12 protein-coding genes and 1 pseudogene are annotated in these 15,237 nt (G+C 71.6%); 10 read left to right on the top strand and 3 right to left on the bottom strand.

Features of this window, described 5'->3' with window-relative positions; genetic code table 11:
* Window position 1: 1 nt before the first annotated feature.
* Window positions 2-952, bottom strand: coding sequence for an ABC transporter permease (locus ACFVUT_RS12795; RefSeq protein ID WP_389651868.1), 951 nt, complete (start codon window positions 950-952; stop codon window positions 2-4).
* A gap of 156 nt (window positions 953-1,108) precedes the next feature.
* The gene (locus ACFVUT_RS12800; protein ID WP_389651865.1) at window positions 1,109-2,704 is read right to left on the bottom strand and encodes an ABC transporter substrate-binding protein; all 1,596 of its coding nucleotides are present in this window, start codon (window positions 2,702-2,704) and stop codon (window positions 1,109-1,111) included.
* A gap of 171 nt (window positions 2,705-2,875) precedes the next feature.
* Between ACFVUT_RS12800 and ACFVUT_RS12805 the strand changes: the two genes are divergently transcribed.
* The 4 genes from ACFVUT_RS12805 (at window position 2,876) to ACFVUT_RS12820 (ending at window position 7,664) form a co-directional block, all read left to right on the top strand.
* Window positions 2,876-3,607 (top strand): FadR/GntR family transcriptional regulator, encoded by a 732-nt coding sequence (locus tag ACFVUT_RS12805; protein ID WP_389651862.1) that lies wholly within the window; start codon window positions 2,876-2,878, stop codon window positions 3,605-3,607.
* A gap of 183 nt (window positions 3,608-3,790) precedes the next feature.
* Entirely contained in the window at window positions 3,791-4,801 is a 1,011-nt protein-coding gene (locus tag ACFVUT_RS12810) for an acetylxylan esterase (protein ID WP_389651859.1), read from the top strand.
* Window positions 4,802-4,815: 14 nt separating this feature from the next.
* Complete coding sequence (locus ACFVUT_RS12815) at window positions 4,816-6,111, top strand: GDSL-type esterase/lipase family protein (RefSeq protein WP_389651855.1); 1,296 nt, start codon at window positions 4,816-4,818, stop codon at window positions 6,109-6,111.
* A 113-nt stretch (window positions 6,112-6,224) separates the two neighbouring features.
* The gene (locus ACFVUT_RS12820) at window positions 6,225-7,664 is read left to right on the top strand and encodes an exo-alpha-sialidase (protein ID WP_389651852.1); all 1,440 of its coding nucleotides are present in this window, start codon (window positions 6,225-6,227) and stop codon (window positions 7,662-7,664) included.
* 100 nt (window positions 7,665-7,764) lie between these two features.
* Here the strand turns inward: ACFVUT_RS12820 and ACFVUT_RS12825 are convergent, their stop codons facing one another.
* Complete coding sequence (locus ACFVUT_RS12825) at window positions 7,765-8,457, bottom strand: FadR/GntR family transcriptional regulator (protein ID WP_389651849.1); 693 nt, start codon at window positions 8,455-8,457, stop codon at window positions 7,765-7,767.
* A 154-nt stretch (window positions 8,458-8,611) separates the two neighbouring features.
* On the opposite strand from ACFVUT_RS12825, the gene ACFVUT_RS12830 reads away from it, so the two are divergent.
* From ACFVUT_RS12830 to ACFVUT_RS12855, 6 genes and pseudogenes are all read left to right on the top strand, one after another.
* Window positions 8,612-9,571 (top strand): dihydrodipicolinate synthase family protein, encoded by a 960-nt coding sequence (locus tag ACFVUT_RS12830; protein ID WP_389651846.1) that lies wholly within the window; start codon window positions 8,612-8,614, stop codon window positions 9,569-9,571.
* Window positions 9,568-10,563 carry an ROK family protein gene (locus ACFVUT_RS12835; RefSeq protein ID WP_389651843.1) on the top strand — a complete coding sequence of 332 codons (996 nt, stop codon included), beginning with the start codon at window positions 9,568-9,570 and terminating at the stop codon, window positions 10,561-10,563. The genes ACFVUT_RS12830 and ACFVUT_RS12835 overlap by 4 nt, the downstream gene beginning before the upstream one ends.
* Window positions 10,560-11,240, top strand: coding sequence for an N-acetylmannosamine-6-phosphate 2-epimerase (locus tag ACFVUT_RS12840; RefSeq protein WP_389651840.1), 681 nt, complete (start codon window positions 10,560-10,562; stop codon window positions 11,238-11,240). The genes ACFVUT_RS12835 and ACFVUT_RS12840 overlap by 4 nt, the downstream gene beginning before the upstream one ends.
* Before the next feature lie 64 nt (window positions 11,241-11,304).
* On the top strand, window positions 11,305-12,771 hold the full coding sequence (locus tag ACFVUT_RS12845) for a sialate:H+ symport family MFS transporter (protein WP_389651837.1): 1,467 nt from the start codon (window positions 11,305-11,307) through the stop codon (window positions 12,769-12,771).
* Between the two features lie 130 nt (window positions 12,772-12,901).
* A pseudogene (locus ACFVUT_RS12850) lies at window positions 12,902-13,525 on the top strand (CoA-transferase subunit beta); the annotation flags it as partial.
* 71 nt (window positions 13,526-13,596) lie between these two features.
* Entirely contained in the window at window positions 13,597-15,156 is a 1,560-nt protein-coding gene (locus ACFVUT_RS12855; protein WP_389651834.1) for a 3-hydroxyacyl-CoA dehydrogenase, read from the top strand.
* Window positions 15,157-15,237 lie beyond the last annotated feature (81 nt).

A 15,237-nucleotide genomic window follows, 5' to 3' on the forward strand; every position in this document is an offset into this window, starting at 1 on the left:
GTCACACCGTCCTGATGCGCGGGTTGACCAGCAGGTAGAGCAGGTCGACGATGACGTTGACCACCAGGAACGCGATGGCGATGGTCAGCACGGTGCCCTGGACCAGGGCGACGTCGCCACCGGTGACACCTTCGAGGATGAGCTTGCCCATGCCGGGCAGGTCGAAGATCGCTTCGATGACGACCGCTCCGCTGAGCATGTAGCCGACCTTGATGCCGAGCACGGTCAGCGGGGTGACGAGCGCGTTGCGCAGCACCGAGCGGATCACCAGCAGCGGCGGGAGGCCGTTGCCTCGGGCGGTGCGCACGTAGTCACGGTCGAGTTCGGCGACCATCGAGGTGCGTACGAGGCGGGCCAGGGAGGCCGAGACCGGGAGCGCGAGGGAGATCGCGGGCAGCGCCATGGTGGTGAGCCAGCCGCCGAAGGAGTCGGCGGGGTTGGTGTAGCCGCCGGTCGGGAAGATCCGGGTGTTCAGTGCGAACTGCTGGATGAGCAGCACGCCGAGCCAGAACGACGGGATGGCGACCCCGGCCATGGACACCACCCGGAAGAGCTGGTCGGGCCAGCGGTCCCGGTACATCGCGCCGACCACGCCGAAGAGGACGGCCAGCACGACCGCGAGGATCAGTCCGAGGACGGTGAGCTGGAGGGTGAGCGGGAAGGCCGCCGTGATCCGGTCAAGGACGGGCTGGCTCGGCGGAACGGTCATCCCGAGGTCGAGGTGGAGCAGTTGGCCGATGAAGTGGACGTATCTGACGGGGAGCGGGTCGTTGAGGCCGTTGGCCTCGGCGAAGGCCGCGCGGGCCTCGGGGGTGGCGCTCTCCCCGAGCGCGTTGAAGGCCGGGTCGACCGGCGAGAACTGCAGCACCACGAAGACGAGCAGCGCGATGCCGAGGATCATCACCGGCATCATCGCGACGCGGCGCAGCGCGAGCCGGAGAAAAGCAACCATCGTCGGGTTCCTTGCGGTTGGGCGGTTCGGGGCCCGGGTCTCCTGGGGCCGGGTGTCCCGGGCCGGGCTGTCGGGCGCCGGGACCTGCCGTCGGGCTGCCGGCCGCGGTGAGGCGGTGCGGCACGTGGGCGGCGGGCCCCGGACGCCGGCGGGCGGTCAGGCGCGGCTGACGTCCAGGAAGGACAGGCCCGTGGTGGGCAGCGGCTTGAAGCCGGGGAGGGCCTTCTCGTTCCAGGCGGTGGGCAGCTTGCGGTGGAGGATCGGGTAGAGCGCGGCCTCGTCGGCGACCAGGTCGGTGACCTCGCCCCAGAGTTCCTTGCGCGTGGCCTCGTCGGCGGCCTGGGCGGCCTTGTCGAGGGTCTGGCGGACCTTCTTGTACGCGGCGGACTTGCCCCAGCCGTAACGGCTCTCGGGCCAGAAGCCGTAGTAGAACCAGCGCAGCAGGAGATCGGCGTCGTTGCCGAAGACGGACGGGTCGCCGGGGGCGACCAGCACGTCGAAGGCGCCCTTGTCGATCTTGGCGTACTGGGCCGGGGACTGGGCGATGTCGAGGGTGACCTTGACGCCCGCCGCCTCCCAGCTCTCCTTCAGCAGCGGGGCGATGTCCTTGACCCAGCCGGTGTCGGTGGTGAGCACGGTGAAGGAGAGCTTCTCGGCGCCCGCGTCGGCGAGCAGTTGCTTGGCCTTCGCCACGTCGTGGGTGTAGACCGTGGCGGCCTTGCGGTAGTCGGGGTGGGTGGCCGGGACGTATCCGGTGGCGGGGGCGGCGTTGCCGACCATCGCGGTGGAGATGATCTTCTCGGTGTCCAGGGCGTAGTGCAGCGCCTGGCGCACCCGCTTGTCGGCGAACCGCTTGTCGGCGGTGTTGAACATGAGGAAGAGCAGGCCGAAGGACTGGACGGACTCGGTCTTCGACGAGCCCGCGAGGCGTTTGACGTCGATGTAGGGGACGTCCTCGATGGCCTGGACCCGGCCGGACTCCATGGCGCTGACGCGCGCGGACTGGTCGGACATCAGGCGCCAGATCATCTTCTTGGCCTTGGCTGGGTGCGCGCCGTTGTACTTGTCGTACGCCTCGAAGACGATCTTGTCCTCGCGGGTCGCCTCGACGAACCTGTACGGGCCGGAGCCGACCGGCTTTGCGTCGAAGGCCTTGGGGTCCGGCTCGACGATCTTCTTCGGGACGATCCGGGCCACGGCGATCCGGGACGGGAAGAGCGCGAAGGGGTACTTCAGCTTGAACTCGACCGTGGCGGCGTCGACGGCCTTCACCGTGTCGATGAAGGGCACGAACTGCGCCATGAGCGAGGCGTTCTTCGGGTCCAGGATGCGTTCGAAGCTGAACACCACGTCGTCGGCGGTGACCGTGGATCCGTCGTGGAAGGTCGCGCCCTCGCGGAGCGTGGCCCGGTAGGTGGTGGCGTTGATCTTCTTCGGCATCTCGGTGGCCAGCGCGGGGCGGGCGACGAGCGTTGCCGGATCGAGGTCCACGAGGCCCTCGAAGATGTGCATGTTGGCGGCGTACGGGGTCGCACCCGAGGTGATCATCGGGTCGAAGCCGGTCGACAGGGGGTACGAGAGACCGGCCTCGATGAGGCCGTTGCCCTCACCCTTGCCCGCCGTGCCGTCGGCGGTCGAGGACGGGCCGCCGCAGGCGGAAAGGCTCGCGGTGATGGCGGCTGCCGCGCCTACGGCGCTGGTGTAGCGAAGGAAGGTACGGCGCTCGACACCGGCTGGTCTCAGCTCGGGCACGGGTCCTCCAGGGACGTCGAAAGTGGGACGGGGCGTGGGGTATCGGACGGGGGAACGCGGGGATTCCGCAGACCGGGAACCTGAAGCATCAGACGTCAGATGTCTGATGCCTTGATAGCGTGGGAACGTAGCTTGACAATCGAGAGGGGTCAAGAGGTGGGGAGTTCACATATGTCCGGCGCGAAGCCCGGTCGGCAGCTGCTCCGGCAGGAAGTCGTCGAGGGAATCAAGCGCTACATCCTCGAAGAGCGGCTCCGTCCCGGAGACCCGCTGCCCACCGAGCCGGCCCTGTGCGAGGCGCTCGGCGCCAGCCGCTCCAGCGTGCGCGAGGCGGTGAAGATCCTCGCCGCGCTGGACATCGTGGAGGTGCGGCACGGGCACGGCACCTACGTGGGGCGGCTGAGCCTGTCGGCCCTGGTGGAGAGCCTGACCTTCCGCGGGCTGCTCTCCCCCGACGACGACTTCCAGGTGATGGCCGACCTCGTCGACGTGCGCGAGCTGTTCGAGCGCGGGATGGCGGACCGGATCGTCGCGCTGCTCAGCAAGGACCAGCTCGACACCCTGGACGGGCTGGTCGCCACCATGCGCGAGACCGGCGCCCGGGACGGACACGGCTTCGTGGCGGCGGACCGGGCGTTCCACGCCCTGCTGGTGGCCCCGCTCGGCAACGACCTGATCGGCCAGCTCTCGATGGCCTTCTGGGACGTGTACACGATCGTCGCGCCGCATCTCGACGGCTTCACCCACGCCGACGAGACGGAGACGATCGCGGCGCACCAGAACATCGTGGACGCCGCGCGCGACGGCGACATCACCGGATTCCTCAAGGCGCTGGGCGACCACTACGCCCCGGTCAGGCGCCGGATCTCGGAGGCCCGCGCCCGCGAGAACTCCCGGGACTGACCCTTCCGCCCGCCCCTCCCGAGGAAGCGGCAGGCCCCCTGCCGGGACGGAACGCGGCCCGGCGGGGGCCCTTGACGGCCGCCGCGAGTGCTGCTTAGGGTCCGTGTGCCGCCAGGACATCTGACGTCTTCTGTCCTGATGCCCGGCGTTCACCACCCCGGTTCACCCCAGGAGGGCACCTCCATGCCGTTGACGGACCTCTCGCTCGCGGACTGCCGCGCTTTCCGGCCCGACCTGCCGGTTCCGGCCGGCTTCGACACCTTCTGGTCGAGCACGTTGAGCAAGTCGGCCGCGGGCAGCCGGGACTCGGCACGGAAGCCCGTGTTCACGCCCGTGGACACCGGGCTCGCCCTGATCCGTACCTACGACGTCACCCTGCCCGGCTTCGCCGGACGACCGGTCCACGGCTGGCTGCACCTGCCGGTCGGGGCCACCGAACCACTGGGCTGCGTCGTCGAGTTCCTCGGGTACGGACGCGGGCGGGGACTCGCCCACGAGAATCCCCTCTGGGCGTCGGCCGGATACGCACACCTGATCATGGACACCCGCGGTCAGGGCTGGTCGGCCGCGGAGGGCGCCACCGCCGACACGGACGCCGGCGCGGCCGGCACCGTACCCGGCTTCCTCACCCGCGGCATCGAGAGCCCCGAAACGTACTACTACCGGCGGGTGTTCACCGACGCGGTGTGCTGCGTCGAGGCGATGCGCGACCACCCCGAGGTCGATCCGGAGCGGATCGTCGTCACCGGGGTCAGCCAGGGCGGTGGCATCGCCCTGGCGGTGGCGGGGCTCGTGCCGGGGCTGGCCGGGGTGATGCCGGACGTGCCGTTCCTCTGCAACTTCCGCCGGGCCGCCGAGATTTCGGGCGTTCCGCCGTACACCGAGATCGCCGAGTACCTGAAGCTCCACCGCGACCGCACCGAGACGGTGTTCGCCACCCTGTCGCACTTCGATGCCGCACTGCTCGCCACCCGCGCCACCGCTCCCGCGCTGTTCTCGATCGCGATGATGGACGAGGTCTGCCCGCCCTCCACCTGCTTCACCGCCTACAACCACTACGCGGGGCCCAAGGCCGTACGGGTCTACGCGTTCAACGGGCACGAGGGCGGCGCGGCATATCAGCAGCGGGAGCAACTGGCCTGGGTGCGTGACCTGTTCGCGGGCCCGCCGTCGGGGCGGGTCCGTCACTCCTGACCGGAGGTTCTTCCGTGCGCAGACGATCCATGCTTCTCGCCGCCGGCGCGGCGGCTCTGGGCACCCAGCTCGGCGGCCGCGCCTTCGCCGCCGTGCGCGGCGGCCCGCTCCTGGACCACGACACCCCCGTGGACCTGGACGGCAGCGAGTACGTCGACCTGTCGAACCAGGTCGGCGCACTCGCCCCGCTCACCACGGGAACCATCGTCGTCACCTTCCGCACCACCAGTCACAACGAGGCGATGACGTTGCTCAGCGCCTCCGACCCGACCGTTCCCTCCTCCAACATCACGCTGAACCTGTCCGGCGGAGCCCTGCAGTTCTCGGTGCGCGAGAAGGGTGCGGTGCTGATGAATGTCATGAGCAGGACACGCTACGACGACGGACTGAGCCATACCGTCGCCGTCACCGTCGACTCCTCGGGCACCCGGCTCCACGCCGGCGGGCGCACGGTGTTCGAGACGGCCCAGCACTCCTTCTTCGGCGATTCCTCCGGGCTGAGCGCACTTGCCCTGGGGCGCAACCTGGACAGCGACCACCCCGGCGGCGAGTGGTTCTGCACCGGCACGATCGAGCGGGCCGCAGTCTGGGACCGGGTGCTCGACGAGGCCGAACTCGTCGAACAGAGCCCCCGGCCCGATCTCCCCGACCTGGGCCGGATCTCCACGATCCTCAACAGCGACTCGCCCGCCACCTGGGTCATCACCGGCGACAGCATCACCCACGGGGCCCTGCACACCAACGGCTGGCGCAGCTACCCGGAGCACTGGACGGAACGGGTCCGCTGGGAACTGGGCAAGCCGAAGAACCGTGATTTCGTGATCGACTCCGGAGTGAGCGGCGCCACCAGCGCCGAGCTCACCGCCCAGTTCGGGGAGCGGGTCACCGCCTTCTCGCCGCACGTCGTCTCGATCATGATCGGTACCAACGACATCGCGACGTCCGGTCTCGGCCCCGAGGTCTACCGGTCCCATCTCGTCTCGCTGGTCCGCTCGGTACGCGCACTGCCCGGCTCACCGGTCCCGGTACTCCAGTCACCCAATCCGGTCGATCCGGCGAAGTGGCCCGGCAGGGTGGGGCTTTCGCGGTACGCGCAGGTCATGGGCGAGGTCGCGGCGCAGGAGAACGCCGTGTTCGTCGACCACTACACCGACTGGCTGAGCGGCAACGACGGCCAGGTCCCGCTGTCCCTGCTCAATGACGGGCTCCACCCCAACGAGCGCGGCCACCACCGCCTCGCCCTGAAGATGATCAAAGATCTGCGGGTCTTCGACATCGGCAGCCGGGTCTGCTCGCTTCGCGTCCCGTAGCGCGGCACCGGCTGCTCCCCGCACCCTCGCCGGCGGGCGTACCCCCGCAGGGTGTTCCCCCGAGTCTCCACCCTTCCGCGAAGCACCACACCTTCCGAGAAGAGAGATCCTCCATGCAGCGAAAAGTCTCTGTCGCCCTGCTCTGCGCCACCCTGCTGGTGGCCACCGCGACCGGCACCGCCCACGGCGCCTCCCCCGCACCCGGTGAACTGACCTTCCAGGACCTGAGCGTCGACGGAGTGGGCTCGCCGCACTACCGCATCCCGGCGCTCACCACTTCGGTGAACGGCACGGTCCTCGCGGCCTACGACGCCCGCCCCACCCTCGGCGACCTTCCGGGCAACATCTCCGTCGTGCTGCGCCGCAGCACGGACGGCGGTGTGACCTGGCAGCCGCAGCAGGTGGTCCGCGAGGATGCCGCTCCCCAGGGCTACGGCGACCCGAGCCTGCTCGTCGACCGCACCACCGGCCGGATCTTCCTCTTCTACGCGGCCTCGGTGAACCAGGGCTTCTTCGGCTCGGGCACCGGCAACGACGAGAACGACCCGAACGTCCTCCAGGCCGACTACAGCTACTCCGACGACGACGGGCTGACCTGGACCCACCGCCGGATCACCCAGCAGATCAAGAACCCCGCCTGGGCGGGCATGTTCGCGGCCTCCGGTGAAGGCATCCAGGTGCGGCACGGCGCGTACAGGGGCCGGCTGATCCAGCAGTACGCCGTCCGCATCAACGGCGCCAACTACGCGGCCAGTGCCTACAGCGACGACCACGGCGAGACCTGGAAGATGGGCAACCCGGTCGGTCCCGGGGGCGACGAGAACAAGACGGTCGAACTGTCCGACGGCAGGATCATGCTCAACAACCGTTCCAAGCCGTACCGGACGATCGCCCACTCCACCGACGGCGGGGTCACCTACACCCCGTTCACCCAGGACACCCAGCTGACCGACCCGGCCAACAACGCGTCGGTGATGCGCTACAACGCCGACGCCGACGCGTCGAACCCGCAGTCCTCCTGGCTGCTGTTCAGCAACACGGACGACTCCTCGGCGCGGCGCAACCTCACGGTGAAGATGTCCTGCGACAACGGGAAGACCTGGCCGATCAAGAAGGTCGTCGACCCGGGCGCCGCGGCCTACTCGACGCTCACCCGGCTGCCCGACGGGCGCCTCGGTCTGCTCTACGAGCGGGCCGACTACACGCACATCACGTACGCGTCGTTCGATCTGAAGTGGCTGGGCGGCACCTGCGCGGACATCACGATCACCCCGCCCACGACTCTGAAGGCGGGCACGGACGCGCAGGTGACGGTCCGTGTCGTCAACCGGATGGACGTGCGGCGCGGGGCGGGCACCGTCGATCTGACCGTGCCGTCCGGCTGGACGGCGAAGCAGACGACCGTCCCCGCGCTGAACCCCGGCCAGGGCGCGAACGTCAAGGTTCCGGTCACCGTGGCGGCCGGAGCGTCGGGCAGCGCCGCACTCACCGCGACGTACCGCACGGGCGGGCTCCAGGCGTCCGGCAGCGGGACGGCGACCGTGACTCCGTAACACCCGATCCGGTCCTCGGAAGGTCTCCGCGCTCGTCGTCCCGCCCGCGTCCGGGCGCGACGACGAGCGCGGTCGGCTGTCGTTCGACGGCCGCGTGCGGTCACGGTGCCGGCGCGAGGCGTGTGCGGATGCCGTCGAAATGGGTGCGCATGGCACGCACCGCACGGTCGCCGTCGGCCGCCGCGAGCGCCGCGACGATCTCGCGATGCTGCGCGCAGGTGGCCGCGGGGTCCTGATGGCCGTCGTCGAAGTCCTCGCGCACCCGGTCCATGGCTGCCCAGAAGGCGTCCAGCACTTCGCTCAGCAGGTGGTTGTCGAGCGAGGCGTAGAGCGCGAGGTGGAAGGCACGGTCGGTGCCGCGCGCCACCCGGCCCTCGTCACGGACCTCGGCATCCATCGTCGCGACGAGACCGCGCAGCACGTCGAGGTCCGCGTCCGGGACACCGGCCGTGACGGCGCCGACCAGACCGGTCTCCAGCGCCTCGCGTACCTTCATCAGCTCGAAGAGACCCGGCTCGCCCTGCCGGTGCCGGACGGCGGCCCGGAAGGCGAGCGCCTCGGCGAAGGGTGACAGCGAGAGCGACCCGACGAAGGTGCCGTAGCCACGGCGGATCTCCACGACGTTGACGGCCTGGAGCGCCTTGAGGGCCTCACGCACCGACACCCGGCCGACCCCGAAGAGCTCCATCAGCTCCGCCTCGGTGGGCAGGGCGTCACCGGGGGCGAGCCTGCGTTCCAGGATCAGTTCCTTGAGCCGGCGCTCGATGTCCTGAGCCATGGTGGGCCTCGCCACAACGTCCTCCTGAGGTGCGATTGCCCCTTGACCGGTCGCAGGAGCATCTGTTTAAGGTGAGGTCAGACATAGGACATCTTACGTCTCACGTCCCGATCGGTGCAGCCTCTCGGAGCACCGATCGGCGCATCACACCCAAGCTGGAGCCCTCACCATGTCTCTGACCGCACCGTTGCGCGGCGTCGTCCCGCCGGTCTGCACCCCGCTCGACGCCCAGGGGGAGGTCGACACCACGTCCCTCGCCCGCCTCGTCGAGCACCTCATCGGCGGTGGCGTGCACGGCCTGTTCGCGCTCGGCTCCACCAGCGAGGTCGCGTACCTCACCGACGCGCAGCGCGCCACGGCGCTGAAGACCGTGATCGAGGTGACCGGCGGCAGGGTTCCGGTGCTCGCCGGTGTCATCGACACCACCACCGCGCGCGTCATCGAACACGCCAGGTCCGCCGCCGAGCTGGGCGCGGACGCCCTGGTCGCGACGGCGCCGTTCTACACCCGCACCCACGGCAGGGAGATCGCCCAGCACTTCCGGCGGCTGCGCGCGTCGGTCGACCTGCCGCTGTTCGCGTACGACATCCCGGTCGCCGTGCACAGCAAGCTCTCCCCCGCGCTGGTGCGTGAACTCGCCGAGGACGGCACGCTGGCCGGGCTCAAGGACAGCAGCGGCGACGAGGGCGGCCTGCGCAGGCTGCTGGTGGAGCTGGGTGGCCGCGACGGCCGCGAGAACGGCCCCACGCCGCTGTTCAGCGTGCTCACCGGATCGGAACTCACCGTGGACTCGGCCCTGTTGGCCGGGGTCGACGGGGTCGTGCCGGGTATCGGCAACGTCGACCCGGCCGGATACGTCCGGCTGTACGACGCCGCGCGGGCCGGTGACTGGAAGCAGGCCGCCGAGGAGCAGGAACGGCTCGTCGAGCTGTTCGCCATGGTGGACGTCGGTCCGGAGGCGGACATGGGCCGCAGCTCCTCGGCGCTCGGCTCGTTCAAGGCGGCGCTCCAGCTGCTCGGCGTCATCGGTTGCGGCGACACCGCCTTCCCGCAGATCCAGCTGAGCGCCGAGTCCATCGCCCTGGTCTCCCAGCGCCTGCGCGCCGCCGGTCTGCCGCCGGTCCGATGAACGCTCCCTCGCAGCCGCCGGCCGCCGGTGCCGGACCCCAGCCCGGCACCGGCGCCGACGGCGCGGTGATAGGTCTCGATCTCGGCGGTACGAAGATCGCCGCCGCGCTCTTCGGCGCCGACGGCACGGTCCTGGCCCGGTACTCCCGGCCCACCCCGGCCCGGGACGGCGCGGCGGCCGTACTGGACGCGCTCGCCGAAGCCGCCGCCGCCGTCGATCCGGGGCGGCTGGCCTCGGCACTCGGCATCGCGGCGGCCGGGGTCGTCGACCCGCGTTCCGGCATGGTCACCAGCGCCACCGACTCCATCCGCGGCTGGGCCGGCACCGCGCTGGGCGCCGGACTCGCGGACCGTACGGGATACCCGGTGGCCTGCGACAACGACGTGCGCGCCACGGCCGGGCCGGAACTCGCGGCGCTGACGTCGGACGCCCCGGGCCGGGGGTCGCTGCTGTTCGCCGCCGTGGGTACGGGCGTGGGCGGCGCGATCGCCGTCGACGGACGGATGCTGCACGGCGCGTCCGGCGTCGCCGGGCATCTCGGCCACCTGGCCAGCGCGGAGGCGGCCGGACTGCCCTGCACCTGCGGGGCCACCGGGCACCTGGAGGTCATCGCCTCCGGCCCCGGCATCGCCGCCCACTACGAGCGCCTGACCGGCACCCCCGTGGACCGGCTGGAAACCGTGGCCGCACGCGCGGCGCGGGGCGAGGCCGCCGCCGTCAGCGCCATCACCACCGGCGCGACCGCCGCCGGCCGGGTGCTCGGCGGACTCGCCAACGCCCTGGGGCCCGACCGCGTCGTCGTCGGCGGCGGCGTGCCCCGGATCGGCCCCCTGTACGGGGACGCCCTGGCCGCCGCGTTCACCGCCGAACTGATGCCGCCGCTGCGCGGGCTCGTACCCGAGGCGCCGCGGTTCGGCGCCGACGCGGCCGTACACGGTGCCGCCGCCCTGACCACCACACTTCCCCTCCATCACCCGGGAGCCACTCGATGACCCCGCAGGAACTCGCCCTCTCGCTCCGAGGCAGTCTGATCGTGTCGTGTCAGGCGCCTCCCGGCGATCCGATGCGCGAGACCGGCACGCTGGTCCGGCTCGCCCGGTCGGCCGTCGCCGGCGGCGCCGCCGCCGTCCGCGCCAATGAGCCGGAGGTCGTCGCCGCGATCGTCGAGGCCGTGGACCTGCCGGTCATCGGGCTGTGGAAGGACGGCGACACCGGCGTCTACATCACCCCGACCGTCCGTCACGCCCTGGCGATCGTCGAGGCGGGTGCCGCTGTCGTCGCGGCGGACGCCACCGACCGGCCGCGCCCCGACGGCTCCACCTTCGCCGAGCTGGTCGCGGCCGTCCACAGGGCCGGCGCCCTGGTGATGGCCGATGTCTCCACCCTCGCCGAAGGCATCGCGGCAGCCGGGCAGGGGGCGGACTTCGTCTCCACCACCCTCTCCGGCTATGTGCCCGGCACACCGAAGCAGACCGGGCCCGATCTCGGCCTGGTCGCCGAACTGTCCGCCGCGATCGACGTCCCGGTGGTCGCCGAAGGCCGCATCAACACCCCCGGGGACGCCGCCGAGGCCCTGGCGCGTGGCGCCCACAGCGTCGTCGTCGGCACCGCCATCACCGCCCCCACCGCCCTGACCGCCCGCTTCGTCGCAGGCATCGCCCGGCCCTGACCTGCCCCCCGCTACGCGGGCCGGCGGCTCAAAGGCGACTGCCGTCCCGCATCCTGGAGTCACCGTGCAGACCACATCACCCCCGACGCTCCCCTGGTACCGAGAAGTGAGCGGCACCCAGTGGAAGTCGTTCCTCGCCGCCTGGATCGGCTACGTCCTCGACGGCTTCGACTTCGTGCTGATCACCCTCGTGCTCACCGAGATCAGCGACGACTTCGGGCTGAGCACGGTGCAGGCGGCCAGCCTGATCTCCGGAGCGTTCATCACCCGCTGGCTCGGCGGTGCGGTGCTCGGCGCGATCGGCGACAGGTACGGCCGCAAGCTCTCCATGGTCCTCAGCATCCTGCTGTACTCGCTGGGCACCTTCGCCTGCGGATTCGCCTGGAACTACCAGAGCCTGTTCGCCGCCCGCCTCGCCATCGGCATGGGCATGGCCGGTGAGTACAGCGCCAGCGCCACCTATGTCATGGAGAGCTGGCCGGCCCGGCTGCGCAGCCGGGCCAGCGGCTTCCTGATCTCCGGCTTCTCGGTCGGCTCGGTGCTCGCCGCGCAGGTCTACAACTGGGTGGTGCCGTCGCTCGGCTGGCGGTGGATGTTCTACCTCGGCCTGGTACCGATCGCCATCGCGCTGTGGATGCGGCGCGCGCTGCCGGAGGCCGAGGAGTGGACGGAGACCGTCGCGGACAAGGAGGCCAGGCCGAACCCGTTCCGGCCGCTGTTCCTGACCCGGAGCCGGACCGCCGTCAACACGGCCCTGGTCGTCGCGGCCACCGTGTCGCTGTTCCTGGTCTTCACCCCGGGCGGCGCCGGAATGGTCCCGGTGCTGTCGGTGGTCGCGGGACTGGCGCTCGCCGCCTTCGCCGTGCAGCTCGGCGGGAAGCGCGGCTGGGTGCTGTACTTGTCGATGATCGTGACGCTGTTCTTCGCGTTCCTGTACTCGTGGCCGATCCAGGCGCTGCTGCCCACGTATCTGAAGACCGAACTCGGCTACACCACCGGCCAGGTCACCGACGTCCTGTACTTCGCGGGCTTCGGCACCATGGCGGGCTGCTGGACCGCGGGCTTCCTCGGTGACTGGATCGGGGCGAAGAAGGCGTACGCGCTGACCCTGCTCGCCTCGCTGGCCTTCGTTTATCCGGTCTTCGCGGTGCACGACAACCTGCTGCTGCTCGGCATCCTGCTCTTCCTGCTCCAGGCGACCAGCTTCGGCATCTCCGGGCTGCTGCCCCGCTACATCGGCGGACACTTCCCGACCGGGAGCCGGGCCGCGGCGCTGGGCTTCACGTACAACGTGGGAGCACTGGGAGGCGCCGTGGCGCCGGTCCTGGGTGCGCATCTGGCGTCCGGGATGGATCTGGGGCGGGCGCTGGCCGTCCTGACCTTCGCGGGCACGGTGATCGTGGTGCTGCTCGTCGGATTCGACGTACCGGCCCGGCTGAACCGGCTGATCGACCCGGACGCGGTACGGGACCATCTCGCGGCGCCGCCGGAGGCGGAACCGGCCCCGGCCACGCGCGGCGCATCCGGCTGACGGCACCCGACCGGGCCGCGGAGACGGGACCGGGGCGGACCGGGGCGGTTCCTCAACCGCCCCGGCCCGCCCCGGTGCCACGGGCAGAGCCGCTCCTACGGGGAGAAGCGGGTCAGCGACTCCGCGACGGTCGGGTGTCTGCGGCGCCCACCCCTCGCATCTGCCGGAGACCATCGCCGACGCCGTCCTGATCACCGGTGCCGAGGCGGTGCTCCCGATGACCGCGCTCTTCGGCTGCGTCCTCCAGGGCGGCCATATCGACGTGGGGTTCCTCGGCGCCGCGCAGATCGACCGGTGGGGCAACCTCGACACGTCCGTGATCGGCGACTGGGAGAACCCCTCGGTCCGGCTGCCGGGTTCGGGCGGCGGCGTCGAGGTCATGGCCAACTCCCGCGAGGTCTTCGTCGTGATGCGCCGCCACCATCCGCGCTCCTTCACCGAGACCCTGGACTTCTGCACCTCCCCCGGCCCCGACCGGGCGCTGGCCGAAGGCATCCGGCCCCTGGGCGCCGGTGTCACCCGGGTCATCACCGAGCTGGGCATCCTGGCCCGCGCGGGTGTCGGCGAGGAGCTGCGGCCGGTCGCCGTCCACCCGGGCGTCACCGTCCACCCGGGCGTCACCGTCGACCGGGTGCGGGCCGCGACCGGCTGGGATCTCCAGGTGACCGACGCGGTCGGGACCGTGCCGCCGCCGACCGCGGCCGAACTGCGGCTGCTGCGCGAGGACGTGGACCCGCGCGTCTATCTTCGCTGAGACGGATCACACGCTTCGCCGAGACGGATCAGACGGATCACATGACACACGCCGAGAGGACCGCTACCGCCATGCGTATCAGGATCGTCGGCGCCGGGGCCATGGGCCGCGGCATCGCCCAGTGGGCGGCGACCGCCGGACACACCGTCGAGCTGTGCGACGTGCGCACGGAAGCGGTGACGGCCGCCGTGGACTTCGTACGGTCCATGCTCGAACGGGCCGTGCAGAAGGGCCGGATGTCCGCCGAGGACTCCGCCGCCGCCCTGGACCGGCTGCTCCCGCTGGAGGACCCGTGGGGGCCGGGCCCCGACGTCGAGCTGGTGATCGAGGCGGTGCGGGAGGATCTCGACACCAAGGCGGAGGTCTTCGGCCGGCTGGAGCGGGCGCTTCCCGCGACGGCCGTCTTCGCGACCAACACCTCGTCCCTGTCGGTCACCCGGATCGCCGCGGCGCTGAAGGATCCGACGCGCCTGGCCGGGCTGCACTTCTTCAACCCCGTACCGCTGATGAAGGTCGTCGAGGTCGTGCCGGGTGCGGCGACCCGTCCGGAGATCGTGCCAGCCCTCACCGCGCTCGTCGAGAGCTGCGGGCACCGTGCGGTCACGGTCGCCGACACCCCGGGATTCCTGGTCAATCACGCCGGCCGCGGCCTGGTGACGGAGGCCCTGGCCCTGCTGGAGGAGACGGTCGCCGATCCGGCGGAGATCGACCGGATCGCCCGTGACGTGCTGGGCCTGCGCATGGGCCCGTTCGAGCTGATGGACCTGACCGGTCTGGATGTGACGGCCACGGTGATCGACTCGATCTGGGAAGGCTTCCGGTACGCGGACCGGCTCCGTCCCTCCTACCTCACCCCGAACCGGGTGGCCGCCGGCCTGCACGGCCGCAAGACCGGACGCGGCTGGTTCGCGTACGGTGCCGACGCGCCGGCCCCGGCACCGGAGCCGCCGGTCACGGGCGACGCGAACCGCCCCGTGTTCGTCCACGGGACCGCGCCCCGGGACCGGGACGCGGCCGTGCTGCGCGAGGCGCTGGCCGCTGCGGGCCGCGTCGTCGAGACAAGCCCGGAGCCGTCCGCCGGCGCCCTCGTCCTCGTCCCGGTCTGGGGCACCACGGTCGCCTCCGCCGTCGCCGGGCACCGGCTGCCCGCCGAGCGCACCTTCGGCGTGGATCCGCTGCCTCCGGCCGGCCGGCGCCGGGTGCTGGCCGTGACCCCGGCGGCGGACCCGGCCGCCGCGCGCGACGCCCGCGCGGTGCTGGCCCGCGCGGCGCACGGCGAGAAGCCCCACACGGTCTCGGTGGTGCGGGACACGGCGGGCTCGGTCGCTCAGCGGCTGCTTGCCTCGATCGTCTCGGTCGCGGCATCGATCGCGGAACGCTCCCTCGCCACCCCCGCCGACATCGACCTGGCCGTCACGACCGGCCTCGGATACCCCGTCGGCCCACTGGCCTGGGGCGACCGGGTCGGCGCCGGGAACATGCTGGAGCTGCACCGGGCGCTGTACCGCACGACCGGGGATCCGCGCCACCGCCCGAGCCGCTGGGTCACCGAACGCGCCCAGCTCGGCCTCGCACTGACGGACCCGGGGACGTCACCCGCCGACTGCGCGGCGGGCCCCGCGTCGCCGTGACGGCGCGGCGGGGCCTGCCGGGCAGCACGGTCCCGGGCAGGCCCCGCCCCGAGGGGGCCCGCCCGGGACCGCGGTTCGGTG

The organism is Streptomyces sp. NPDC058051 (genome assembly GCF_042885475.1).
Taxonomy (GTDB): domain Bacteria; phylum Actinomycetota; class Actinomycetes; order Streptomycetales; family Streptomycetaceae; genus Streptomyces.